The sequence below is a fragment of the Streptomyces sp. HUAS MG91 genome, from assembly GCF_040529335.1.
GTDB classification, from domain to species: domain Bacteria; phylum Actinomycetota; class Actinomycetes; order Streptomycetales; family Streptomycetaceae; genus Streptomyces; species Streptomyces tabacisoli.
On record NZ_CP159534.1, the window covers coordinates 7,636,855 to 7,661,481 of the forward strand.

The following is a 24,627-nucleotide window of genomic DNA, read 5'->3' on the forward strand; positions in this document are numbered from 1 at the left end:
GGCTACCGAACGTGTCGGCCCTCTTCCGCGAGTGGCGTTCATGGGTGACCATGAGACGCGCCCCGCCTGGAGCCGTTCTCGAGCGGCCGTGTGAGGGCAGCTCTGACCAGTGGCGTTGGTGCCCGACCGATGACGGGGGTCGCGCGTGCGAGTGGGACTGCTCAGCCGGGAATACCCGCCGGACGTCTACGGCGGTGCGGGGGTCCACGTCGAGTTCCTGGCGCGTGAGCTCCGGCCGCTCGTCGACCTGGAGGTGCACACCTGGGGCGAGGGCGCGGGCGACGGGGTGCGCCGGCACCGCGCCTGGCCCGCCCTGGACGGGGCGAACGACGCGCTGCGCACGCTCTCCGTGGACCTCTCCATGGCCGCCGCGCTCGAAGGCCGCCAGCTCGTCCACTCGCACACCTGGTACACGAACCTCGCCGGCCATCTCGCGGCGCTCCACCTCGGCATCCCGCACGTCCTGACCGCCCACTCCCTCGAACCGCTGCGCCCCTGGAAGGCCGAGCAGCTCGGCGGCGGCTACGCACTGTCGGCCTGGGCGGAGCGCACCGCGATCGAGGCCGCGGACGGGGTGATCGCGGTGTCCCGGGCGATGCGCGACGACATCCTCGCCTGCTACCCGACGCTGGAGCCGAAGCGCGTGCGCGTCGTGCACAACGGCATCGACGTCTCGCTCTACCAGGCCGACCCCGGCACCGACGTGCTGCGCCGCTTCGGCGTCGACCCGAACCGCCCGTACGTACTGTTCGTCGGCCGCATCACCCGGCAGAAGGGCGTGCCCCATCTGCTGCGCGCGGCCCACGAGTTGGCCAAGGGCGTGCAGCTGGTGCTGTGCGCGGGCGCGCCGGACACCCCCGAGATCGGGCGTGAGTTCCGGGAGCTGGTGGAGGAGCTGAAGCGGTCCCGCGACGGGGTGCACTGGATCCCGTCGATGCTGCCCCGCTCCGAGGTCGTCCAACTCCTCGGCCACGCCACGGCGTTCGTCTGCCCGTCGGTCTACGAACCGCTCGGCATCGTCAACCTGGAGGCGATGGCCTGCGGCACCGCGGTCGTCGCCTCCGCGGTCGGCGGCATCCCCGAGGTGGTGGCCCACGGCGAGACCGGCCTGCTCGTCCCGTACGCGGAGCAGGACCCGGAGGGCTTCGAGCGCGGCCTGGCCGAGGCACTGAACACCGTGGTCGCCGATCCCGGCGCGGCGGACCGGCTCGGCGCGGCCGGACGCGAGCGGGCATCCGCCGAATTCGGCTGGGACGCGATAGCCCGCCGCACGGTGGGGGTATACGAGGAGATCCTGAACGGCGCTTGAGACATGGGGGGTTGATGGTCATGCGCGGTGGGCCTTCGGTACTCGGGATCGTTCTGGCGGGAGGAGAGGGCAAGCGGCTGATGCCGCTCACCGCGGACCGGGCGAAGCCCGCGGTGACGTTCGGCGGCATGTACCGCCTCGTCGACTTCGTGCTCTCCAACCTCGTCAACGCCGACATCCTGCGCGTCTGCGTCCTGACGCAGTACAAGTCGCACTCGCTGGACCGGCACGTGACGACGACCTGGCGGATGTCGAGCCTGCTCGGCAACTACGTCACGCCGGTCCCCGCCCAGCAGCGGCTCGGCCCGCGCTGGTACTCGGGCAGCGCCGACGCCATCCTCCAGTCGCTGAACCTGGTCCACGACGAACAGCCCGACTTCATCGCGGTGTTCGGCGCCGACCACGTGTACCGGATGGACCCGCGGCAGATGCTCGCCCAGCACATCGAGTCCGGGGCGGGCGTCACCGTCGCCGGGATCCGGGTGCCGCGTTCGGAGGCCTCCCAGTTCGGCGTCATCACGCCCGCCGGCGACGGCACCCGCGTCGAGGCGTTCCTGGAGAAGCCGACCGACCCGCCGCCGCTGGCCGGTTCGCCGAACCAGGTCTTCGCGTCCATGGGCAACTACCTCTTCACCACCAAGACGCTCGTCGACGCCCTCAAGGAGGACGCCGAGGACGACGACTCCGCGCACGACATGGGCGGTTCGATCCTGCCGCTGCTCACCGAGCGCGGAGTCGCCCAGGTCTACGACTTCGACGGCAACCACGTCCCCGGCGAGACCGAGCGCGACCACGGCTACTGGCGCGACGTCGGCACGCTCGACACGTACTACGACGCCCACATGGACCTCGTCTCCGACCGGCCCGCCTTCAACCTGGACAACCGTCGCTGGCCGATCTACACCCATGCCGGGCAGCTGCCGCCCGCGCGGTTCTGCGCGGCCGGCATCGCCAGCGAGTCGATCGTGAGCCCCGGCTGCGTGATCCGCGGGCAGGTCACCCGGTCCGTCCTGTCGCCCGGGGTGAGCGTCGAGGACGGCGCGGTCGTCCAGGGCTCGGTGCTGCACGACAACGTCCGTGTCGGGCGCGGGGCCGTGGTGCGCGGCGCCGTCCTCGACAAGAACGTGGAGGTCCCGGCGGGCGCCACCATCGGCGTCAACCCCGGCCGGGACGCCGAGCTGTACACCGTCTCGCGGGGCGGAGTGATCGCACTCGGCAAGGGGCAGGCAGTGCGCTGACGGTCAGCCGCGCGCGGCCCGCACACCGGTCGGGGCGCCGACGGTCACCCGCCCACCGCCCGCACGTCGATCGGTACCGCGCCCGTGCGGTAGCCGCGCTCGTCCAGCAGGTTCCCGTTCAGCTTCATCGGCCACAGGGCCACCGCCCGGTCGACCACGGTCAGGGCGGGCACCCGCTCGGCGAGCCGGACCTCGAACCGCTGGGCGTCGTCGAGCGAGCGGACCCAGGCGACCAGCTTGAGGTTGTGCCGGCCGATCACGCCCGCGCACAGCCGCACCTCGCGCGCGCCCGTGACCTGCTCGGCCACCGTCCGCAGCTCGGCGGGGGCGGCGCGGCCCCACAGGATCAGCGAGACCGGCCACTCCGACAGCGGCCGGGCCACCTCGCAGCGAAACTGCGCCATCCCGGAGGAAAGGAGCCGGTTCACCCTGCGGCGCACCGTGTCGGGGCTCGTCCCGCACCGCTCGGCCAGCACCGTGTGGCTCGCCCTGCCGTCCACGGACAGCTCGGCGAACAGCGCGTGGTCGAGGTCGGTCAGCTCGAAGGCGGACGTGTCCCCCCGGGGCGCCGCGTCCTCGGAGAGCCGGGCGATCTGCTCACTGCTCAGGGCGCGCAGCCGCCACCGGCTGCCCTCCGTGTACACCGTGCTCGCCAGATGGGTGCGGGTGCCGACGATGCCGTCCAGCGCGCCCAGCCGGTGCGTCACCCAGCGGGTGAGCGCCGACAGCCGGGGCGCGAGTACCGTCAGCAACAGGTCGCGCCCGCCGCTGACGTGCTCGACAGTGATCACGTGCGCCTCCGCCACGAGCGCGCGGGCGACCTCGGTCAGCCGCCCGTTCGCGCAGTCGACCTCGACGAACGCCAGACAGCCCTGCCCCGACTCGGCGGCGGCCGGCCCCGGATGGCACCCGATCCAGGCCGACCCGCTGCGGGCCAGCCGCTGCCAGCGGCGGGCCACCGTCACCGGATCCGCCCCGACCGCGGCGCCGATCCGCGCCCATCCGGCCCGGGGCGCGATCTGCAGGGCGTGCACCAGGGCCTGGTCCAGGTCGTCCAGTGCGGTCATGCCGAATTCCTGCGTCACCGCTCCACTCCTGCGTTTTCCCTGCGATTCATCGCCCGCTCCTGCGGCAGGGCGGCACCCTGGCGCCATTCCCGCCCGCTCCACCGTGGTCAGCCGGACCGTACCAGGAGGTTCACCCCCGATGTCGTTCACCGAACGCGCCCAGGAACTCCAGCCCGACCTCGTCCGGCTGCGCCGCGCCCTGCACCAGGAACCCGAACTCGGCTTCGACCTGCCCCGCACGCAGGAGAAGGTCCTCGCCGCGCTGGAGGGGCTGCCCCTGGAGATCACCCTCGGCCAGGGACTCAGCTCCGTCACCGCCGTACTGCGCGGCGGGCGGCCCGGCGGCGCCGTCCTGCTCCGCGGCGACATGGACGCCCTGCCCGTCACCGAGCGCAGCGGCGTCGCGTACGCCTCCCGGATCCCTGGCGCCATGCACGCCTGCGGCCACGACCTGCACACCGCGGGCCTGGTCGGCGCGGCGACGCTGCTCGCCGAGCGCCGCGCCGACCTCCAGGGCGACGTGGTGTTCATGTTCCAGCCGGGGGAGGAGGGCCACAACGGAGCCAGCCGCATGCTCGAGGAGGGCGTGCTCGACGCGGCGGGCAAGCCCCTCGACGCCGCCTACGCCCTGCACGTCGCTGCGAACACCCTGCCCGGCGGCTGGATCGCCACCCGGCCCGGCACCGTCACCTCCGCCTCCGACCTGCTGACCGTCACCGTGCGCGGCAAGGGCGGGCACGGCTCGACCCCGTACAGCGCCAAGGACCCGATCCCGGTCGCCTGCGAGATCGTCACCGCCATCCAGACCTGGGTGACCCGCCGCTTCGACCTGTTCGACCCGGCCGTCGTCACCGTCGGCACCTTCCACGCGGGCACCCAGCAGAACGTCATCCCCGACACGGCCACCTTCGAGGCGACGGTGCGCAGCTACTCCGAGGCCGCGCACGAACGCCTCATCGAGGGGCTGCCGCGCCTGGTGCGCGGTATCGCCGAGGCGCACGGCATCGAGGCCGACGTCGCGTACGAGGTGAGCTACCCGGTCACCGTCAACGCGCCCGACGAGACCGCCTTCGCGCTCGACACCGCCCGCGACCTGTTCCCCGAGGGCGAGGTGTGGCAGGCGCCCAACCCGTCCAACGGTTCCGAGGACTTCGCGTTCGTCCTCCAGCGCGTCCCCGGCGCGATGCTCATGGTCGGCGCCGCGCCCGAGGGCACCGACGTGGCGAACGCCCCCATGAACCACTCCCCGCTGGCCGTCTTCGACGACGCGGTCCTCGCCCGCCAGGCCGCCCTGCTCGCCGCGCTCGCCGAGCGGCGCCTCGCCCGCGGAACAGCCGCGTGAGCGCCCCGGGGGGCACGGGCACGGACACGGTCGCGCCGAAGGTCCGTGCCGTCGTCGGGCTGCTCATCGCCTTCGAACTGGTCAGCGGATTCCTCCAGGGCGCGGCCGTGCCGCTGGTCCCCGAGATCCAGGACTGGCAGGGCATCAGCACCGGGCAGGCCCAGTGGTTCACCTCGGTCCAGTACCTGGCCGCCGCGATCAGCGTCCCGGCCTTCGGCCGCCTCGGCGATCTCTACGGACACCGGCGCATGATCCGGGTGGCCCTCGGGACCATCGCGGCGGGCACGGTCCTGGTCGCCGTCGCCCCGAACCTCGGCGTACTGCTGCTGGGCCGCGCGCTGATGGGCCCCCTGGCGGCGCTGCTGCCCCTGGAGATCGGCCTCGTACGCGACCGGCTCAGCGTCGACGGCGGACGCCGGGCCGTCGGCATGCTGGTCGGCGCCCTCACCCTCGGCACCGTCCTCGGACACGGACTCGCCGGCCCCCTGCTCAGCCTGCTCGGCGAGCTGCGTCCGACCCTGATCGTCCTCGCCGTGTCCGCCGTGGGCTGCCTCGCCCTGTCCTTCACCGCCATCCCCGAGTCCCGCACCCGGGGCAGCGGCCGCATGGACTGGTCCGGCGCCGCGCTGCTCGCCCTCGCCCTGATCGCCCTGCTCGGCACGGTCTCGCGCGGCGCGGCCTGGGGCTGGGCCTCGGCGCCCACCCTCGGGGGACTGCTGCTCGCCGCCGTGCTGTTCGCCGCCTGGGTCAAGGCCCAGCTCCGCCACCCGCACGCCCTGGTGGACGTGCGCGCGGTGGCCCGCCGGCAGAGCGCCCCCTTCTACGCGTCCGGGTTCGTCCTGGGCGCCGTGATGCTCGGCGGACAGTCCGTCGCCGTCACCTTCATGGCCGCGTCCCCGGCGTCGACGGGGTACGGGTTCGACCTCGCGGCCTGGCAGATCAGCCTCTACGGAGTCATCCCGAACATCATGGCGTTCATCGGCTCCGCCCTGTGCGCGACGCTCGCCGCCCGGATCGGCTACCGCGGACTGCTGCTCGCCGCCTTCGGCCTGCTGACCGTCGGCTACATCAGCCTGCTCGGCGTGCACTCCGGGCTCGCCCCCTTCGCCGTGGCCAACGCGCTCGTCGGCGTCGGCTGCGGGCTCGCGCTCGGCGGGCTGCCCACCGTGATCGTGGAGGCCAGCGCGGCCGACCGCACCGCCAGCGCCACCGCCGTCTACAACAACCTCAAGACACTCGGCGGCAGCGTCGGCGGCGCCGTCTTCGCCGTCGCGCTCGGCTCCTTCGTCCTCGACGGCACGGACACCCCGTCACTGACCGCGTACCTGACCATCTGGACCGGCGGGGGAGTGGCCTGCGCGCTCGCGCTCCTGGTCCAACTCGGCGTGCGCGGCGGGCAGTCCGGGGTGCGGGCGCCCGCCGTTCCCGCCCCGGCGGGGTCGGTGTCCGACCGCCCTGGCTAATCTGCACCCGTGACCTGTGACCTCACCCTCCTGGCGCGCGTGGCCTGGCGCGGGCAGGAGATCACCGCGCCCCGGCTGCGCGTCCTTCTCGCACTGCTCGCGGCGACCCGCGCAGGGGCCGCAGCACCGAGCGACTGGTCGCCGGTCTGTGGCCGGAGGGCGAGCTGCCGGAGCGGCCGGGGAAAGCGGTAGCGCTCCAGGATTTCGGCGGTGACCCGGCGGCCCTCGCTCCTGGGCAGGTGGTGCAGGTCGGCCATGAGGAGCATGTTCTCCTCGCCGGTGATCAGCCCGTCCACGGCGGAGAACTGCCCGGTCACGCCGATCATGCCCCGTACGGACTGCGGGTCGGCGGCCGGATCGTGACCGCCGACCCGCAGTTCGCCCGCGTCGGCCCCGATGAGCACCACCTTGTCGCCGAAGGACTTGCGCATCCCGTACGCCGCGATGGCGAGTGCGGGCGATGTCGTTGTCGTCATGCCGCAGAGCGTGCGGCACGACGTTCTCAACACGGCCTCAGGCCGGTTCCAGCGCCCCGAGGGACGCTGAAACCGGCTGAAACCACAGGTCACAGCACCCGGCGCCGCCTCCCCAGCCAGGTCTGCGCGATCACCACGACGGCCAGGAACGCGCCGCTGACCACCTGCTGGTACGCGGAGTCGAGCGAACCGATCTGGTTGATCACGTTCTGGATGACCTTCAGCAGCAGGACACCCACGAGCGAGCCGCTGATGAACCCGAAGCCGCCCGTCAGGAGCGTGCCGCCGATGACGACCGCCGAGATCGCCTCCAGCTCCATGCCGGAGCCGAGGATGGTCACGCCGGACACCAGCCACGCCGCGTTCAGCGCACCTGCGAGACCCGCGCACAGCCCCGACACCGTGTACACGCCGATCTTCGTCCGGGCCACCGGCGCACCCATCAGCGCCGCCGCGTCCTCGTTCCCGCCGACCGCGTACACGTACTGTCCGAAGCGCGTGCGGCGCAGCACGACCGCGCCGGCCACGAACAGCGCCAGCGTGATCCACACCGGGACGCCGATCCCGAGCAGCTTGCCCTGGCCGAGCGTCGCGAAGAACGTGGACTTGTCGACGAGATACGTGGTCGAACCCTCGTCGGTGATCGCGAGCAGCAGCCCGCGCGCACCGAGCATCGCCGCCAGCGTCACGATGAACGGGGCGAGCCGGGAGCGCGCGATGAGCAGCCCGTTCACCAGCCCGATCAGCCCGCACACCGCGAGCGGTAGCAGCAGCGCGACGACCGTCCCGTACTGCGAACCCCACGCGGCGAGCACCCCGCCGAGCGCGAACAGCGACCCCACCGACAGGTCGATGCCCCCGGTGACGATCACGAACGTCATCCCGAGCGCCACGACCGCGAGGAACGCCGACGACAGCGCCATGTTCTCCAGGTTGTCCCCGGTCAGGAACGTGTCGAAGGAGAGCGACGCGACGATCACCGCGATCACCAGCGTGACCAGCGCGCCGTGCTGCTGGGCGAGCGCGCTCAGCCGCTCCGCGCGCGTCGCGCCCAGCGGCTCCTCCTCGGCCGGGCCGGCGGGCCTGGCCTTCTCGGCCGCTGTGGAGTCCGTCATCGTCATCGCTTCCCCCGCTCCCTGGCCGCGTAGACGGCGAGCACGATCACCACGGCCTGCGCGATCTGTGTCCACGACGGCGGCAGGTCGTGCTTGATGAGCGTGGCCGTGAGCAGCTGGATCAGCACCGCGCCCGCGACCGTGCCGCCGATCCGCACCCGGCCGCCGGTGAGCGGCGTACCGCCGACCACCACCGCCGTGATCGCGGAGAGTTCCATCAGACTGCCGAGCGACGTCGGGTCGCTCGCGGTCAGCCGAGCCGTCGCCAGCACCCCGGCGATCGCCGCCAGCACGCCCGACGCGACGTAGACGAGGATGAGCACCCGCCGCACCGGAAGCCCCGCGAGCTGCGCGGCCGGCCGGCTGTCGCCGATGGCCAGCAGCTGCCGCCCGAACGTGGTGCGCCGCACGACGAAGGCGACCAGCAGGGCCAGCGCCGCGGCGATCAGCACCAGATAGGGGACGCCGAGGACGTCACCGGTGCCGAGCGAGCGCAGCCCCGGATCCCGTACGTCCTTCAGCTGGGGCAGCAGGACGAGCGCGAGCCCGCGCCCGGCGACCATCAGCGCCAGCGTGGCGACGATGGGCTGGACGCCGATGAACGCCACCAGCGCCCCGTTCGCGACGCCCACCAGGGCCCCGCCGACGAGCGCCGCCACGACGGCGATCAGCGGGCCGTAGCCCAGATAGAGGGAGATGACGGACGTGGCGAGCGCCATCACCGAGCCGACCGACAGGTCCACGCCCTCGCTGCCGATCGCGAGCGCCATGCCGAGCGCCACGATCAGCACCGGCGCCACCTGCACGGCCTGGGTGCGGAAGTTCTCCGTCGACAGGAAGTGCGGGGTGAACGCGATGTTCGCCAGGAGCAGCACCGCGACACCGGCGTACACGCCGTAGTCCTGGAGGAGGCGCAGCAGCCGGTCGCGGTCGACACCGGCCCTGCCCAGGGTCAGATCACTCAACGTGCTTCCCTTCGGCGGGAGTTGCGGCGATCGCGCGCATCAGACGATCCTCCGTGACCGCGTCTCCGGTGAGCTCGGCGACCACCGCGCCGTCCTTCAGGACGACGACCCGGTCCGAGCCCTCGATCAGCTCCTCCATGTCGGAGGAGATCAGCAGCACACCGAGACCGTCGTCCGCCAGCTCGTCGATGAGCTTCTGGACCTCGGCCTTGGCGCCGATGTCGATGCCGCGCGTCGGCTCGTCCAGCAGCAGCACCTTCGGGTTCATCGCCAGCCAGCGGGCGAGCAGCACCTTCTGCTGGTTGCCGCCCGACAGCTCGCCGACCTTCTGGTGCGGGCCCGCGGTCTTGATGCGGAGCCGCTCGACGAAGGTGTCCACGATCCGGTCGATCCGTGCCTCGTCGACCAGGCCGAACCGGGACAGGCCCGGCAGCGCGGCGAGCGCGATGTTCTCCCGCACCGAGAGGCCCGGCACGATCCCCTCGGCCTTGCGGTCCTCGGGCAGCAGGCTGATGCCCGCGCGGATCGCCGCCGGGGTGGACCCCGTGCGGACCGGGGCGCCGGCCACGAGGACCCGTCCGCTGTCGGTCGGCAGCGCGCCCGCGATGGCCTTCGCGGTCTCGCTGCGCCCGGACCCGAGCAGCCCGCCGAGCCCGACGACCTCCCCGGGCCGCACCTCCAGCGACACCCCGTGCAACTGGTGCCGGGCCGTCAACTCATCCGCCCGCAGCACCGGTTCGGCCGCCGCGTCGTGCTCGCCGGAGAACTTGGTCAGCCCCTCGTCCTGTACGTCGCCGACGGGACGGCCGAGCATCAGCGACACCAGGGCGAGCCGGTCCAGGTCGGCGAGGTTCCCCGTGTGCACGACCTTGCCGTCGCGCAGCACGGTGACCACGTCGCACACCTCGTACAGCTCGTCGAGGCGGTGGCTGACGTAGACGACCGCGATGCCCCGCTCGCGCAGCATCCGGATCACCCCGAACAGGGTGCGCACCTCGCGCGGCTCCAGCGACGACGTCGGCTCGTCCATGATGACGACCTTCGCGTCGACCGAGACCGCACGGGCCAGGGCCACCATCTGCTGCGCTCCGACGCCGAGTTCGCGCAGCGGACGCTGCACGTCCACCCGCACCCCCAGCTCGCGCAGCGCCGCGTCCGCCTCCCGGTGCATCCGCCGGAAGTCGATCAGACCGAGCCTGTTCCGCGGCTCACGGCCGAGGAACAGATTGCGCGCCACGCTCATCAGGGGGACGAGATTGACCTCCTGGTAGATCGTGGAGATGCCCGCGTGCTGCGCGTCGAGCGGCGTGGCGAAGCTGACGGGCGCGCCGTCGTAGGTGAGTTCGCCCGCGTCCGGATCGGGTCGGTACACGCCGGTGAGGACCTTGATGAGCGTGGACTTGCCCGCCCCGTTCTCCCCGATGAGCGCGTGCACCTCCCCGGCGCGCGCGGTGAAGTCGACACCGTCGAGAGCGCGCACGCCGGGGAACGTCTTGCTGAGACTGGTCACTGACAGCATGTCAGAACGCCTTGTTCAGGTCCGTCTTGGCGTTGTCCTTCGTGTAGGCGCTGTCCTTGATGACGATGTCCTGGCCGACCTTGTCGCCCTTGGTGAAGGAGTCCAGCGTCTGGAAGGCCAGCGGACCGAAGCGCGGGTTCGACTCGATGACGCCGGAGATCCAGCCGTCGACGATGCCCTGCACCGCGTTCCGGGTGCCGTCCACCGTCACGATCTTCACGGCGCCGGCCTTCTTGCCCGCGCCCTTGAGGGCGTTGACGGCACCGAGGCCCATCTCGTCGTTCTCGGCGTAGATCCCGGTGATGTCCGGCTTGGACTGGATGAGCTGCTCGGTGACCGCCTGGCCCTTCTCGCGGGCGAACTCGCCGGTCTGCTTGAAGACGATCTTCAGGCCCGGTGCCTTCGCCTTGATCTGGTCCTCGAAGCCCTTGGTGCGCTCGGTGGTGACGTTGTTGCCCGCGGCGCCGAGCAGGATCGCGATGGTGCCCTTGCCGCCGGTCGCCTCGATCATCTGGTCGGCCGCGCGCTTGCCCTGCTCGATGAAGTCCGAGCCGATGAAGGACACGTAGTCCTTGCAGGCCGTCGCGTTGATCTTGCGGTCGACGGTGACGATCGGGATGTGCTTGGCGCCCGCGGCCCGCAGCACCGGCTCCCAGCCGTCGGAGTTCAGCGGCGCGATGACCAGCAGGTCCGCACCCTTGGCGATGAGGTCCTGGACATCGCTGATCTGCTTGGAGAACTGCGACTGGGCGTTCGCCGTGAGCAGCTTGATGCCGCGCTTGCTCGCCTCCGCCTTGATGGACGCCGTCTCCGCGATGCGGAACGGGTTGGCCTCCTTCTCGGACTGGGAGAAGCCGACGGTGGCGCCCTTGAGGTCCAGCTTCTTGCCGCCGAACGTGGAGACGTCACAGGTCTTGCCGGTGCCGGAGGAGGCGACCTCCTGCCCGGCGTTGTCCCCCTTGGAGCTGGAACTCGCCTTGTCCGAGCTTGAGTTGTCGTCCTCGGACTTGGCGCAGCCGGTGGCGAGCGCGAGGCTCGCGACGAGGCCGGCGGCGAACAGGGCCCGGGTGGAGGTACGGCGGCGACGGTGGAGCACGGTCTGCGTCATGATCAGGTCCCCAAAACGGCACGGCCCGGCGCGGAAACGCGGCTACGGGGTGGGTCGGCTGGTGCGATGGCTGAGCGTTCGACCGGTCGGATCGAATGGTGCATCGGCGGTACAGGGGAGGTTTTTACATCGTTGGAAGAGGGCTGTAAAGAGGTCGCGCAACGGCGGGTGCCGCCGCGAGTGACGATCGGGTCTCAGCGCCGCCCCAGCGTGCTCTCCCGTTCCACCAGCCGAAATTCCGCCGTCAGTTCACGTCCTGCCTGCTCGGCGGGGCGTTCCAGGCGGCCGAGCAGGGACTGCACCGCGAGCCGGGCGATGGCCAGCTTGTCGGGCGAGATCGTGGTCAGCGTGACCGCCCCGAACCGGCCCTCCGCGATGTCGTCGAACCCGACCACCGCCACGTCCCACGGAACCCGCAGGCCCCGCTCGTGCAGGACCCGCATCGCCCCGATCGCCACCAGGTCGTTGTACGCGAACACGGCGTCGGGCCGGACCCCGGAGTCCAGCATCCGGGCCATCGCCTCGGCCCCGTCCCCGCGGTCCCAGCCGCCGGTCGCGCCCACCAGCGTCTCCGGGGCGGGCAGCCCCGCGCCCGTCAACTCCTCGCGCCAGCCCGCCAGTCGCAGCCGGGCCGGCTGGTTCGCCGAGTCGGTGCGTTCGCCCAGGTAGGCGATCCGGGTGCGGCCCCGGCCGATCAGGTGGCGCACCGCGGTGCGGGCCGCGGCGACGTTGTCGATGGCGATGTGGTCGTAGGGCAGGCCGTACTCGCGCTCGCCGAGCAGCACCAGCGGCACCTCGTCGCCGTCCCGGCCGCGCAGATCGTCCGCCTCCAGCTCCAGCGGGCTGAGGATCAGCCCGTCGATGACCCGGGCCCGGAACCCCTGGCTGACCAGAAGCTCCTGCTCGCGCTCGCCCCGGGTGTGGTCGAGCAGCACCGTCACGTCGTGCTCGGCGGCGGCGTCGATCACCGCCCCGGCCAGCTCGGCGAAGTACGGGTTGCCGAGCTCGGGCAGGGCCAGGGCGATGATGCCCGTACGCCCTTTGCGCAGGTGGCGGGCGGTCAGGTTCGGCCGGTAGCCCAGCTCGTCGATGGCCTCCTGCACCCGGGCCCGCATGGCGGGCGTGACGTGCTGATAGTTGTTCACGACGTTCGAAACGGTCTTGATCGAGACGCCCGCGCGTTCCGCGACATCCTTCAGGCTCACCCGCACGGAATCTCCTTCGGCTCGCCGCGCCCGCTCTTCGGACGCGCTTGTCATGACCCTGGACAGCACGCCGGGACGCGTGCTGTCATGCCAACTGCCGTTCTTTCCAACGATGTACAAACGAGTTGTACCGACTAGAGCGGCGAGCCGCCACCCTTCCTCGACGCCTCATCCGCGTTCCATACCAGGAGGATCCGTGCGCACCAGAAGCTTCAGGCACCGGGGCCGACCGCTGGCCCTGATGCTCACCGCGGCCCTCGGACTCACCGCGCTCTCCGTGGCACCCCACGCCATGGCAGGCACGGCGAAGGCCGCGCAGCCCACCGCCGACGAACCCGTGGTCCCGCACGGGCTCAAGGGGGAGTACTACACCCAATCCGCCCCCGGCGCCTTCGACTTCGACACGCTGAAGGCCACCGGGTTCGACCCGCAGATCGATTTCGGCAGTCTGGAGTCCCGGCTCCAGGCCGCCACCGGCAGCGCCGACGACGCGAACGTCCGCTGGACCGGAAAGCTCGTCCCGGAGAAGACCGGCATGACAACGTTTTCCCTCATCGGGGACAACGGATTCCGGCTCTGGGTCGACGGCAAGCTCGTCGTCGACCACTGGGTCGACGACTGGGACAAGGAGCAGACCTCCGCGCCCGTCGACCTGACCGCCGGCAAGGCCGTCGACATCAAGGTCGAGTACTTCGAGCACTTCGGCGGCTCCAATCTGCATCTGCGCTGGACCGAGCCGGGCGGAACGAAGGAGGCGATTCCCTCCTCCGCGTTCCGGCTGCCCGACGACTGGAAGTACGACGGCGCCATCGGCACCACCGTCCTGGGCGACGGCCGCACCCTCAAGCTGGACTTCGCCCAGAAGCTCGGCAAGGTGCCGGCCGATGTCGGCGACCACCTCTCGGCCGTCGTCGGCGGCGCGAAGTGGCCGCTGAACAAGGTCAAGGCCGACCCCGACGACCCGAGGGCCCTCGTCGTCGGCCTGAAGGAGCCGGTCGTCGGCAACAAGCAGGGCGACGCCGACGGTCTCGCTGATGTCACGTACGACGGCAAGGGCGGTCTGACCGGGAGCGACGGCACGACCGTCGGGTCCTTCTGGTCGAGCGGCCCGAACCACTCCACGTACGAGCTGAGCACCAAGTGGGGCGACGACGTCACGGCGGGCAACGCCCACCGCGAGTACCCGCGCCCCCAGCTCACCCGCGACGACTGGCAGAACCTCAACGGCACCTGGGAGTTCGCGGGCGCCGACGAGGGCGCCCCGGTCCCCGTCGGCAAGAAGCTCGGCGAGAAGATCCTCGTGCCCTACCCGGTGGAGTCCCAGCTCTCCGGCGTCGAGCGGCACGAGGACCGCATGTTCTACCGCCGCACCTTCACCGTCCCCCAGGGCTGGAAGGTCGGCAGCGGCAAGCGCCTCCAGCTGAACTTCGGCGCCGTCGACTGGCAGTCCGAGGTCTACGTCAACGGCAAGAAGGTCGCCGACCACAAGGGCGGCTACGACAAGTTCAGCGCCGACATCACCGACGCGCTGAAGCCGGGCCGCACCCAGGAGCTGATCGTCGGGGTCTACGACCCGACGGACGCCAAGGACGGCGAGAACCCGCCGATGGGCAAGCAGCGCACCGACCCCAGTGGCATCTGGTACACCCCGTCGTCCGGCATCTGGCAGACGGTGTGGATGGAGCCGGTCGCGGCCGACCACGTCAGCGACCTGAAGCTCACGCCGAACGTCGAGAAGAGCGAACTGGCCGTCGCCACGACGGGTGTTCGTGACGGTCTCCCGGTGACCGCCACCGCGTACGCGGGCAAGCGCAAGGTCGCCACCGCCACCGGAACCTCCGGCAAGGCCCTCACCCTCAAGATCAAGAACCCGCACCTGTGGACCCCCGACGACCCCTACCTCTACGACCTGAAGGTCAGCGTCGGCGGCGACCGGGTCGGCAGCTACTTCGGGATGCGCTCGGTGAAGGTCGAGAACGTGAACGGCACCCCGCGCACGGTTCTCAACGGCAAGCCCACCTTCATGATGGCCACCCTCGACCAGGGATTCTGGCCCGACGGCCTCTACACCGCACCCAGCGACGAGGCCCTCGCCTACGACCTGAAGATGCACAAGCAGATGGGCTTCAACTCCGTCCGCAAGCACATCAAGGTCGAACCCGACCGCTGGTTCTACTGGGCCGACAAGCTGGGCCTGCTCGTCTGGCAGGACATGCCGGCGATGGAGGCGGGCACGAACCCCTCCACAGCCGCCCGCGCCGAGTTCGAGCGTGAGATGAAGGTGATGATCGACCAGCACTACAACCACCCGTCGGTCATCATGTGGGTCACGCTCAACGAGGGCTGGGGCCAGTACGACGAGGCCCGCCTCGCCGACCAGGCCAAGTCCTGGGACCCGACCCGCCTGATCAACTCCATGTCCGGCATCAACCTGGGCCGGGACGGCGGCACCGGCGACATCATCGACGAGCACGGCTACCCGAGCCCGGCCCTGCCGCCGCACCCCGACGGCAAGAGAGCACTGGTCAGCGGCGAGTACGGCGGCCTCGGCCTCGCCGTGCCCGGACACGCGTGGGCGGTCCAGCAGTCGTACGTGGACGTGGACCCGGCGACGTACACGGACGACTACCTCGAAAAGCTCGGTGAGGTCCACAAGCTGGCCTGCCAGGGCTCCAACGGCGCCGTCTACACGCAGATCTCCGACGTGGAGGGCGAGCTGAACGGCCTGCTCACCTACGACCGCAGGGTCGTCAAGCCGGACGTGAAGCGCCTGCACGACGCCCAGCAGCAGCTGATCAAGGACGCCTCCCAGGCGACCGTGCAGAACTGCGCCTGATCCCGTACGCCCCGGGGCGGGCCCGCACCGCCGGGCCCGCCCCTTCCCTCTCTCGTGGGAGCACCCTCATGACAGTGACACGACGCGGCGTGCTGCAGGCCGCGACGGTGGTCTCCGCGGCCACCGCGTTCGGCGGCCTGCCGGCCGTCACCGCGCGGGCCGCCGCGGCCGCCCCGGCCGCCGACGCCCTCACCCGCCTCCCCGTCGGCAGCATCACCGCGCACGGCTGGCTCGCCGAACAGCTGAAGATCCAGCTCGCCGGGTTGTGCGGCCGCTACGCCGAGACGTCCCACTTCCTCGTCATGGACACCTGCGGCTGGGTCCACCCCGAACTCGGCGGCTGGGAAGAACTCCCTTACTGGCTCAGGGGATTCGTCCCGCTCGCGATCGCGACCCGGGACGCCGACGCGCTCGCCACCTGCGAGCGCTGGATCGACGCGATCCTCGCCACCCAGGAGGCCGACGGCTTCTTCGGCCCGCGCGCCCTGCGCACCTCCCTGAACGGCGGCCCCGACTTCTGGCCGTTCCTGCCGCTGCTGATGGCGCTGCGCACCTACCAGGAGTACACGCACGACGAGCGCATCGTGCCCTTCCTGACCCGCTTCCTGACGTTCATGGAAGCGCAGGACAAGGGCGCCTTCGACTCCAGCTGGGTCTCCGTGCGCTGGGGCGACGGCATCGACACCGCGCGCTGGCTGTACGAGCGCACGGGCGACGCGTTCCTCGACAGCCTGGTCGACAAGATGCACCGCTACGGCGCCGACTGGACCGGCGACCTGCCCACCCCGCACAACGTGAACATCGCCCAGGGCTTCAGGGAACCCGCCCAGTACGCCCAGTGGGCGGACGGCGACACGGATGCCCTGGTGCGGGCCACGTACCGCACCTATGAGCAAGTGCTGCGCGACTACGGGCAGTTCCCGGGCGGCGGTATCGCCGGCGATGAGAACGTCAGGCCCGGCTTCGGCGACCCGCGGCAAGGCTTCGAGACCTGCGGCATCGTCGAGTTCATGGCCAGCCACGAGCTGCTCACCCGCCTCACCGGCGATCCGGTGTGGGCCGACCGCTGCGAGGACCTGGCCTTCAACATGCTGCCCGCGGCCCTCGACCCGCAGGGCAGGGCGATCCACTACGTCACCAGCGCCAACAGCGTCGACCTCGACAACTCCCGCAAGACGGAAGGGCAGTTCCAGAACGGCTTCGCCATGCAGTCCTATCTGCCGGGCGTCGACCAGTACCGGTGCTGCCCGCACAACTACGGCATGGGCTGGCCCTACTTCACCGAGGAGCTGTGGCTCGCGACACCGGACGGCGGACTCGCCGCCGCGCTGTACGCACCCAGCGAGGTGAAGACCCGGATCGGCAACGCCACCGTGACCGTACGGGAAGAGACGGACTACCCGTTCGACGAGACGGTCACGCTGACCGTGAGCGTGGACAAGCCCGTCGCGTTCCCGCTCCGGCTGCGCGTCCCCGGCTGGTGCGACAAGCCCCGCCTGGCCGTCAACGGACGCACGGTGAAAGCCGGTTCGGGTCCCGTCTTCGCCGAGGTCCGCCGCACCTGGAAGGACGGCGACAAGGTCACCCTGCGGCTGCCCCAGCGCACCACCCTGCGCACCTGGAGCGGCAACCACGACAGCGTCAGCGTCGACCACGGGCCGCTCACCTACTCGCTGAAGATCGCCGAGAAATACGTCCGTACCGGCGGCAGCGGCACCTTCCCCGAGTACGACGTGCACGCCGCCTCGGCCTGGAACTACGGCCTCGTCCCCGGGAGTTCACCGGAACTGAGGCGCCGCCCAGGACCGCTCCCCGCCAACCCGTTCACCCTCGACGGCACCCCGCTCACCCTGGCGGCCAGGGCGCGCAGGCTGCCGGAGTGGATCGCGGACGACGAGCACGTGGTCGCGCCGCTCCAGCCCAGCCCCGCCCGCAGCAGGGCGGGCGTCGAGACCGTGACGCTGGTGCCGATGGGCGCGGCAAGGCTGCGGATCACGTCCTTCCCGACCGCGGCCCCGGACGGACACCCGTGGACCCCCGAACCGCCCTACCGGCGCATCGAGAACAAGCACAGCGGCAAGGTCCTCGCCGTCGACTCGATGTCCACCGCCGACGACGCCCGGGTCGTCCAGTTCGACAACTCGGGGACCGGCGACCACGCCTGGCAACTGCTCGACGCGGGAAGCGGCCGACTGCGCATCCGCAACGGGCAGAGCGGGAAGTTCCTCGCTGTGGAGGGGAGCTCGACGGCCGACAGCGCGCGGGTCGTCCAGTTCGAGGACAACGGGCGCCCCGACCTGCTGTGGACCCGCGTCGAACAGGGCGACGGCTGGTTCCTGCTGCGCAACGAGCACAGCGGCAAGGTCCTCGGCGTCGACGGGATGTCCACCAACAACAGCGCACAAGTGGTGCAGTTCGCCGACAACGGGACGGAGGACCATCTGTGGCGTCTGCCGTCTTGACGGGCCACCGACACCGCCGAAGAATGACCGCGCTTGCTGACAACGTTGTCGAGAGGTCCAGCATGAGAAGCCGTACGACGAGAACGCGCACGACAGGGTCCAGGACCCGCCGCGCCCTGGGAGCGCTCGGCGCGGCCGTGCTCCTGGGCACCGGTCTCGCGGCCCCGGCGGCACAGGCCGCCACCGGGAGCACCGGTCGACTGACCGATCTGGTCAACCCGTTCATCGGGACCGAGAACGAGGGCAACACCTACCCGGGCGCCGCCGTGCCGTTCGGCATGGTGCAGTTCTCACCGGACACCGGGCACAACACCGGGTACGACTACTCGGAGAACCACATCCGCGGCTTCTCCACCGTGCACCTGTCGGGCGTCGGCTGCGGCCTCGGCGGCGATCTGCCCGTCCTGCCCACGACCGGCGACATCACGTCGACCGACTACGCGAAGTACGCCGCCGAGTTCAGCCACGACGACGAGAAGGCATCGCCCGGCTACTACAAGGTCGGCCTGAAGACCGGCATCGAGGCCGAGCTGAGCGCCACGAAGCGCACCGGTGTGCAGCGCTACACCTTCCCGGACACCGACAAGGCCAACGTCCTCATCAACGCGGGCCAGTCGCTGCACAAGACGGTCCGCACCAAGGTCGAGATCCTCGACAACCGCACCGTGCGCACCGCCATCACGGGCAGCGGCTTCTGTCAGGACACCAAGCAGTACACCGTCTACACGATCACCCGGTTCGACCGGCCGTTCACCGCCTCCGGCACCTGGAAGGGCGACACCGTCACCGCGGGTTCGAAGACCTCGGAAGCGGACGCCGACCGCAACGGCGCCTACGTCCGCTTCGACACCGCCAAGGACCGCACCGTCGAGGCGACCACCGCGATCTCCTACGTCGACGCGAAGGGCGCCGCGCTCAACCTCCGTACAGAAGGCGGCCGTTCCTTCGACAAGGTGCGCGGCGCGGCGCAGGCGGCCTGGGAGGACCGGCTCGACGACGTCCGCGTCCAGGGCGGCAGCGACACCCGGCGCCGCACCTTCTACTCGTCCCTCTACCGGTCCTTCCTCGCGCCCAACATCGGCAGCGACGCCGACGGCCGCTACACCGGCTGGGACCAGAAGATCCACCACACTGCCGCTTACGGGGGTTCCACCTACTACCAGAACTGGTCCCTGTGGGACACCTACCGCACCCAGGCACAGCTCCTGTCGTTGCTCGCGCCGCGCGAGTCGCGGGACATGGCGCTGTCCGTCATCCAGATCGACAAGGACAGCGGCTGGCTGCCCAAGTGGGGCTACGGCACCGTCGAGACGAACATCATGACCGGCGACCCGGTCACCCCGTTCCTCACCAACGCCTATGAGCAGGGGCTGCTCAAGGGCCACGAGGAGGACGCGTACCGCGCGCTGAAGAAGAACGCGGACGGGGTGCCGCCGGCCGACTCCGCGCCGGTCGGCCGCGAGGCGAACAAGGAGTACCTCGCCGACGGGTTCGCCCCGTACATCAAGGACCGCGCGCACGTGAAGCCCGGCGACTCCGACTACGACCACGGCGCCTCCGCCACGCTGGAGTACGCGCTCGCCGACGCCATGCTCGGCCGCATGGCCGGGAAGCTCGGCCACGAGGACGACGCGCGGCGGTACGCCCAGCGCGCCCAGAACTACCGCAAGATCTACGACAGTTCGACCGGGTTCTTCCGTGCGCGCGACGCGGCCGGGAACTTCACGGGCCCGGCCGACCCCGCCCAGAGCGAGGGCTTCCACGAGGGCACGAGCTGGCAGTACCAGTGGCTCGTCCCGCAGGACCTGCCCGGCATGGTCGGCCTGATCGGCGGCACGGACGCGGCGAACCAGCGCCTCGACTCGTTCTTCGCCTACGACCAGCTCCTCGCCGACCCGGCGAAGACCGCCCGCGAGGTGTGGGTCAACGGACCGTACGACTACTACAACGCCGACAAGTACAACCCGCAGAACGAGCCCGACCTGATCGCGCCCTACACGTACCTGTCGACCGGGCAGCCGTGGAAGACGACGGACGTCGTGCACGCCGCCCTCACCCTGTTCACCGACGAGCCGACCGGCATGACCGGCAACGACGACCTCGGCACCATGTCCGCGTGGAACGTGCTGTCCTCCATCGGGATCTTCCCGGTGCAGCCGGGCACCGACACCTGGGGCCTGTCGACGCCCGTCTTCGAGCGGGTCGACCTCACCCTCGACCGGCGCTACTACCCCAAGGGCCGGCTCACCGTCCGGGCGCCGGGCACCTCGGACACCGACCGCTACGTCCAGTCCGCGCGGGTCGGCGGCGCCGCGTACGGCAAGACGTACCTGACCACCGCGGACCTGCGCGGCACGAGCGAGCTGTCGTTCACCGTCGGCCCGCGCCCGTCGTCGTGGGGGACCGGCGCCGACGCGGCGCCGCCCGTGGTGAAGTGACGTAGGAGACACCGCCCGGACCGGGCGCGGACGTCACACGAGACCCGCCATGCGCAGCGGTACACGCGCGTGGCGGGTCTTAATCTGTTGTTAACTGTGCGTGCCTAGATCGTACTTGACCGTAATCGACTGTGGGTTGTTGACTTCGTCTCCTCGTTCCCCGTCCCCCGTTGTCGACGCGAGAGCACTCCATGACTGCGAAGAGCCCGGACCTGCTCGCCCCCCTCGACCTAGCCTTCTGGAACATCGAGACCGCCGAGCACCCCATGCACCTGGGCGCCCTGGGGGTGTTCGAGGCCGACGCGCCGGGCGCCGCCCAGCACGCCGCGGAACTGCTCGCCGCCCGCGCGCCCGCCGTGCCCGGCCTGCGCATGCGGATCGCCGGGGTGCTCGTCCCGGTCGGCGGCGCGGCCCGGGTGCCCGTCGCCGACTTCGACCCGCTGTACCACGTCCGGATCACCGAGCCGGTCACCGACTTCCACGCCGCCGCGGGCGCCCTCATGGAGCGTCCGCTGGACCGTCGCCGGCCGCCCTGGGAGGCGCACGTGCTGCCGGCGGCCGACGGCCGCTCCTTCGCCGTGCTGTTCAAGTTCCACCACGCCCTGGCCGACGGGCTGCGCGCGCTCACGCTCGCCGCCGCCGTCCTCGACCCCGTCGACCTGCCCGCCGCCCGCACCCCGGAGCCCGCCCCGCGCCGCGGTCTGCGCCTGCCGTTCCCGGGCCTGCGCGACATCACCCTCGGCGATCTCGACCCGCGCCGCTATCCGGGGCACGTCCGCGCCGTGGCCGGCGCCACCACGCAGGCCGTCTCCATCGGCGCCTCCGTGGCCAGGGCCACCTGGGGCGTGCGGACCTCGCCCGCGCTCTCCGCCGAGCCCACCGGCACCCGCCGCACCGCGGGCGTCGTGCTCGACCTCGACGACGTCCACCGGATCCGCAAGACCGTCGGCGGCACCGTCAACGACGTGCTGATCGCGGTCGTCGCCGGAGCCGTCCGGCGCTGGCTCGACGACCGCGGAGACGGCAGCGAGGGCGTCGAGCCGCGCGCCCTCATCCCCGTCTCGCGCCGCCGCCCGCGCACCGCCCACCCGCAGGGCAACCGGCTCTCCGGCTACCTGGTGCGGCTGCCCGTCGCCGAGCGCGACCCGCTGGAGCGCCTGCGGGCGGTGCGCTTGGCGATGGACCGGCACAAGGACCGCGGCCCGCACCGCGGCGCCGGAGCCGTCGCCCTGCTCGCCGACCACGTGCCGCCGCTCGGCCATCGGCTCGGCGGCGCGCTCGTCGGCCGGAACGCCCGGCTGCTGTTCGACCTCATGGTCACCAGCGTCCCGCTGCCCAGCCTCGGCCTGACCCTCGGCGGCTGCCCGCTGACCGCGGTCTTCCCGCTGGCCCCGCTCGCCCAGGGCCAGTCGCTCGCCGTCGCCCTGTCGACGTACCGCGGCCAGGTCCACTTCGGCCTGGTGGCCGACGCCGAGGCGGTGCCCGACCTGGAGACGCTGGCCCGCGCGACGCGCGACGAGCTGACGGAACTGCTCGCCGTCTGCACGCCGTAGAGGCGCCCAGGGGGTCAGCTGGGGTCGGTGCCCGGTCTGCCGAGATCCTTCAGCAGACCGTCGAGCGCCCGTGTCAGGGCCTCGGCGTTGTCCGGGGTGAACCAGGTGGTGCGGATGCGTTCGTTCGTACCCCGCGGGGTCTCGTGGTCGCCCGCGAGCCGCTGGACCGAGCGCGTGTCGTCACCCAGCGAGCGGCCGACGGCCTGGAACAGGCCCCGGACGTACCGGTCGGCGTCCTCCGGCGCCACCCCCTGCCGTGCGGCCCACGCGGTGAGCGTCGCCAGGTACCAGTAGTGCGTGGTCAGGGTGGACGTCAGCGTCTGGAAGACGTCGAGCGTCGCCTCGTCCGGGACGGGCAGAGCCCCGCCGAGGCGGTCGAAGAGGGCGTCGACGCCGGGGTGCTCCGGGCAGGTCACGGTGACGGCGGCGCGCTCGCGCACGGCGGGCAGCGGGATCGCGCGCACCACGGGCACCGCTGTGCGGAGCAGCCCGCGCACCTCGTCGACGCCGACGCCCGCCATCACGCTGACGACGACCCTGCCCCCGGTGTCCCCGCCCGGTCCGCCGACCCGCAGCCCCGCGAGGGCCTCGGCCCGGTCCTGCGGGCGGACCGCGATGATCAGCGTCGAGGCGCGGTCCGCGACCTCCTGGTTGTCGGCACAGACCCGCACGGTCGCGAAGCGCCCCGACAGCTCGGCGGCCGTCCGCGCGCCGCGGGGCGAGAGGAACACGTCCGGCGGGTTCTCGACGCCTTCGCACAGGCCGGTCACGAGGGCCCGGCCGAGCTCGCCCACGCCGATGATGCCTATCCGTTCCACGGGGAGTCCTCTCCTTGCGTCGTCCACGGCGGCGCGCGGCCGGGCCCGCCCCGCGGTCCCGCCCGCGGAGTGACAACGGCCACTCGCCGGGGACCGCGACCGTACCGGGTTTGGAGACAGGCCCCGCCGCTCCGTAAAATTCGGCCTTTGTGAGCGAGCGCGGTTCGGGCGCGACGCGGACGACCCAAGGAACGGCAGCGGCGATGACGGTGACAGAGAACCATGAGGCCCCGGGGGCCGACGACGAGATCGCGTACGGTCCCGGCATCGACCCCGAGCGCCTTGCCGTCTGCCTCTCGGTCCTGGCGGAGCTCGACGGGATCGACGTCGACCACCCCGATGCGATCACCGTCCGGCGCGCCACCGCCGGCATCTACCGCACCGTGAAGCAGCGCCGCCGCCAGGAGCGCCGCGCCGCCAAGACCGCCCACGACAAGGCCGTCACCGAGGCGACCGCGACCGGCTCCGCGCAGCGCATCGACGACGAGACCGAGGGCATCCTGCCGTCGTCCGTCACCGAGGCGGGCAGGATCGCGGGGATACTCCAGCGCCCGCGCTCCTGCTACACCTGCAAGACCCGGTACGTGGAAGTCGACTACTTCTACCACCAGCTCTGCGCCGACTGCGCCCGGCTCAACCGCGAGAAGCGCGACGTCCGCGCCGATCTGTCCGGCAAGCGCGCGCTGCTCACCGGCGGCCGCGCCAAGATCGGCATGTACATCGCGCTGCGGCTGCTGCGCGACGGGGCGCACACCACCATCACGACCCGCTTCCCCAAGGACGCCATCCGCCGCTTCACGGCGATGGAGGACTCGGGCGACTGGATCCACCGCCTGGAGGTCGTCGGCATCGACCTGCGCGACCCCGCGCAGGCCGTCTCGCTGGCCGACCGGGTCGCCGAGGCCGGCCCGCTCGACATCCTGATCAACAACGCGACGCAGACCGTGCGCCGCCTCCCGTCCGCGTACGCCGCCCTGGTCGACGGCGAGAGCGCGCCGCTGCCCGCCGGTGAGCTGCCCCCGTACTCCGTCATCGGCGCGTTCAACTCGGGCGCCGTCGACGGCATCGCCGCGCTGCCCATCGGCGCCGGCGGCATGGACGCGCAGAAGGTCGCCGACCTGGCGCTCGTCGCGGGCAACGCCAGCGTGGAGCGGCATCTCGACGGCACCGCCATCGACGCCGGCGGCCTGGTGCCCGACGTCGTCGACAGCAACACCTGGGTGCAGAGCATCGAGCAGATCTCCCCGGTCGAGCTGCTCGAGACCCAGCTGTGCAACTACACCGCGCCGTTCATCCTCATCAGCAAGCTCCGCGCCTCCATGGCCGAGGCCGCGAAGAACGCGAAGAGCGGCCGCTCCTACGTCGTCAACGTCTCGGCGATGGAGGGCGTCTTCGGCCGCGGCTACAAGGGCGCGGGCCACCCGAACACCAACGCGGCGAAGGCCGCGATGAACATGGTGACGCGCACCAGCGCCCAGGAGATGTTCGAGACCGACGGCATCCTCATGACGTCCGTCGACACCGGCTGGATCACCGACGAGCGCCCGCACTACGACAAGCTGCGCCTCGCCGAGGAGGGCTTCCACGCCCCGCTCGACCTGGTCGACGGAGCCGCCCGCGTCTACGACCCGGTGGTGCGCGGCGAGGCCGGCGACGACGTGTACGGCGTCTTCCTGAAGGACTACGCGCCCGGGAAGTGGTGACGCGGCCGGC

The 24,627-nt window shown here is 71.6% G+C and carries 16 protein-coding genes and 2 pseudogenes; 10 read left to right on the plus strand and 8 right to left on the minus strand.

Annotated elements, in window-relative coordinates; genetic code table 11:
* Window positions 1-151 precede the first annotated feature (151 nt).
* Together glgA and glgC are read left to right on the plus strand one after the other, a co-directional pair.
* Window positions 152-1,309 carry a glycogen synthase gene (glgA, locus tag ABII15_RS34510; RefSeq protein ID WP_353947292.1) on the plus strand — a complete coding sequence of 386 codons (1,158 nt, stop codon included), beginning with the start codon at window positions 152-154 and terminating at the stop codon, window positions 1,307-1,309.
* A gap of 14 nt (window positions 1,310-1,323) precedes the next feature.
* Window positions 1,324-2,547, plus strand: coding sequence for a glucose-1-phosphate adenylyltransferase (gene glgC / locus ABII15_RS34515; RefSeq protein ID WP_353946209.1), 1,224 nt, complete (start codon window positions 1,324-1,326; stop codon window positions 2,545-2,547).
* A gap of 44 nt (window positions 2,548-2,591) precedes the next feature.
* Here glgC and ABII15_RS34520 read toward each other — a convergent pair whose 3' ends face one another.
* Entirely contained in the window at window positions 2,592-3,632 is a 1,041-nt protein-coding gene (locus ABII15_RS34520) for an Lrp/AsnC family transcriptional regulator (protein ID WP_353946210.1), read from the minus strand.
* Window positions 3,633-3,753: 121 nt separating this feature from the next.
* Between ABII15_RS34520 and ABII15_RS34525 the strand changes: the two genes are divergently transcribed.
* The 3 genes and pseudogenes from ABII15_RS34525 to ABII15_RS34535 all read left to right on the plus strand — a co-directional run.
* Window positions 3,754-4,956 (plus strand): M20 family metallopeptidase, encoded by a 1,203-nt coding sequence (locus ABII15_RS34525; protein WP_353946211.1) that lies wholly within the window; start codon window positions 3,754-3,756, stop codon window positions 4,954-4,956.
* Window positions 4,953-6,419, plus strand: a complete 1,467-nt coding sequence (locus tag ABII15_RS34530) for an MFS transporter (protein ID WP_353946212.1) — start codon at window positions 4,953-4,955, stop codon at window positions 6,417-6,419. Before ABII15_RS34525 ends, ABII15_RS34530 begins: the two co-directional genes overlap by 4 nt.
* A gap of 9 nt (window positions 6,420-6,428) precedes the next feature.
* Window positions 6,429-6,610: pseudogene (locus ABII15_RS34535) on the plus strand (hypothetical protein); the annotation flags it as partial.
* On the opposite strand, the pseudogene ABII15_RS34540 reads toward ABII15_RS34535, so the two are convergent.
* The 6 genes and pseudogenes from ABII15_RS34540 to ABII15_RS34565 all read right to left on the minus strand — a co-directional run.
* A pseudogene (locus tag ABII15_RS34540) lies at window positions 6,608-6,895 on the minus strand (ABC transporter); the annotation flags it as partial. The pseudogenes ABII15_RS34535 and ABII15_RS34540 overlap by 3 nt on opposite strands.
* 89 nt (window positions 6,896-6,984) lie before the next feature.
* Window positions 6,985-8,016, minus strand: a complete 1,032-nt coding sequence (locus ABII15_RS34545) for an ABC transporter permease (RefSeq protein ID WP_353946213.1) — start codon at window positions 8,014-8,016, stop codon at window positions 6,985-6,987.
* Window positions 8,013-8,975: an ABC transporter permease gene (locus tag ABII15_RS34550; RefSeq protein ID WP_353946214.1), complete on the minus strand. Its 963-nt coding sequence runs from the start codon at window positions 8,973-8,975 to the stop codon at window positions 8,013-8,015. Before ABII15_RS34550 ends, ABII15_RS34545 begins: the two co-directional genes overlap by 4 nt.
* Window positions 8,968-10,494: a sugar ABC transporter ATP-binding protein gene (locus ABII15_RS34555; protein WP_353946215.1), complete on the minus strand. Its 1,527-nt coding sequence runs from the start codon at window positions 10,492-10,494 to the stop codon at window positions 8,968-8,970. The genes ABII15_RS34550 and ABII15_RS34555 overlap by 8 nt, the downstream gene beginning before the upstream one ends.
* 1 nt (window position 10,495) lies before the next feature.
* On the minus strand, window positions 10,496-11,602 hold the full coding sequence (locus ABII15_RS34560; RefSeq protein ID WP_353946216.1) for an ABC transporter substrate-binding protein: 1,107 nt from the start codon (window positions 11,600-11,602) through the stop codon (window positions 10,496-10,498).
* Window positions 11,603-11,796: 194 nt separating this feature from the next.
* Window positions 11,797-12,813 carry a LacI family DNA-binding transcriptional regulator gene (locus ABII15_RS34565; RefSeq protein WP_353946217.1) on the minus strand — a complete coding sequence of 339 codons (1,017 nt, stop codon included), beginning with the start codon at window positions 12,811-12,813 and terminating at the stop codon, window positions 11,797-11,799.
* A gap of 235 nt (window positions 12,814-13,048) precedes the next feature.
* Here ABII15_RS34565 and ABII15_RS34570 point away from each other — a divergent pair, with 235 nt between their 5' ends.
* The 4 genes from ABII15_RS34570 (at window position 13,049) to ABII15_RS34585 (ending at window position 22,096) form a co-directional block, all read left to right on the plus strand.
* Window positions 13,049-15,643: a PA14 domain-containing protein gene (locus tag ABII15_RS34570; protein ID WP_353947293.1), complete on the plus strand. Its 2,595-nt coding sequence runs from the start codon at window positions 13,049-13,051 to the stop codon at window positions 15,641-15,643.
* Window positions 15,644-15,711: 68 nt separating this feature from the next.
* Entirely contained in the window at window positions 15,712-18,105 is a 2,394-nt protein-coding gene (locus ABII15_RS34575; RefSeq protein ID WP_353946218.1) for a beta-L-arabinofuranosidase domain-containing protein, read from the plus strand.
* 62 nt (window positions 18,106-18,167) lie between these two features.
* Window positions 18,168-20,543 (plus strand): GH92 family glycosyl hydrolase, encoded by a 2,376-nt coding sequence (locus ABII15_RS34580; RefSeq protein ID WP_353946219.1) that lies wholly within the window; start codon window positions 18,168-18,170, stop codon window positions 20,541-20,543.
* A gap of 191 nt (window positions 20,544-20,734) precedes the next feature.
* Window positions 20,735-22,096, plus strand: coding sequence for a wax ester/triacylglycerol synthase family O-acyltransferase (locus tag ABII15_RS34585; protein ID WP_353946220.1), 1,362 nt, complete (start codon window positions 20,735-20,737; stop codon window positions 22,094-22,096).
* A 14-nt stretch (window positions 22,097-22,110) separates the two neighbouring features.
* Here the strand turns inward: ABII15_RS34585 and ABII15_RS34590 are convergent, their stop codons facing one another.
* Window positions 22,111-22,914 carry an NAD(P)-binding domain-containing protein gene (locus ABII15_RS34590; protein WP_353946221.1) on the minus strand — a complete coding sequence of 268 codons (804 nt, stop codon included), beginning with the start codon at window positions 22,912-22,914 and terminating at the stop codon, window positions 22,111-22,113.
* A gap of 203 nt (window positions 22,915-23,117) precedes the next feature.
* Between ABII15_RS34590 and ABII15_RS34595 the strand changes: the two genes are divergently transcribed.
* Window positions 23,118-24,617 carry an SDR family NAD(P)-dependent oxidoreductase gene (locus ABII15_RS34595; RefSeq protein WP_353946222.1) on the plus strand — a complete coding sequence of 500 codons (1,500 nt, stop codon included), beginning with the start codon at window positions 23,118-23,120 and terminating at the stop codon, window positions 24,615-24,617.
* Window positions 24,618-24,627: the final 10 nt, after the last annotated feature.

Bases quoted from the DNA above. Each gene is read 5' to 3' on its own strand.
- glgC (WP_353946209.1), top strand. From the start codon at position 1,324: ATGGTCATGCGCGGTGGGCCTTCGGTACTCGGGATCGTTCTGGCGGGA.
- ABII15_RS34525 (WP_353946211.1), top strand. From the start codon at position 3,754: ATGTCGTTCACCGAACGCGCCCAGGAACTCCAGCCCGACCTCGTCCGG.
- ABII15_RS34545 (WP_353946213.1), bottom strand. From the start codon at position 8,016: ATGACGATGACGGACTCCACAGCGGCCGAGAAGGCCAGGCCCGCCGGC.
- ABII15_RS34555 (WP_353946215.1), bottom strand. From the start codon at position 10,494: ATGCTGTCAGTGACCAGTCTCAGCAAGACGTTCCCCGGCGTGCGCGCT.
- ABII15_RS34560 (WP_353946216.1), bottom strand. From the start codon at position 11,602: ATGACGCAGACCGTGCTCCACCGTCGCCGCCGTACCTCCACCCGGGCC.
- ABII15_RS34570 (WP_353947293.1), top strand. From the start codon at position 13,049: ATGCTCACCGCGGCCCTCGGACTCACCGCGCTCTCCGTGGCACCCCAC.
- ABII15_RS34575 (WP_353946218.1), top strand. From the start codon at position 15,712: ATGACAGTGACACGACGCGGCGTGCTGCAGGCCGCGACGGTGGTCTCC.
- ABII15_RS34580 (WP_353946219.1), top strand. From the start codon at position 18,168: ATGAGAAGCCGTACGACGAGAACGCGCACGACAGGGTCCAGGACCCGC.
- ABII15_RS34585 (WP_353946220.1), top strand. From the start codon at position 20,735: ATGACTGCGAAGAGCCCGGACCTGCTCGCCCCCCTCGACCTAGCCTTC.
- ABII15_RS34595 (WP_353946222.1), top strand. From the start codon at position 23,118: ATGACGGTGACAGAGAACCATGAGGCCCCGGGGGCCGACGACGAGATC.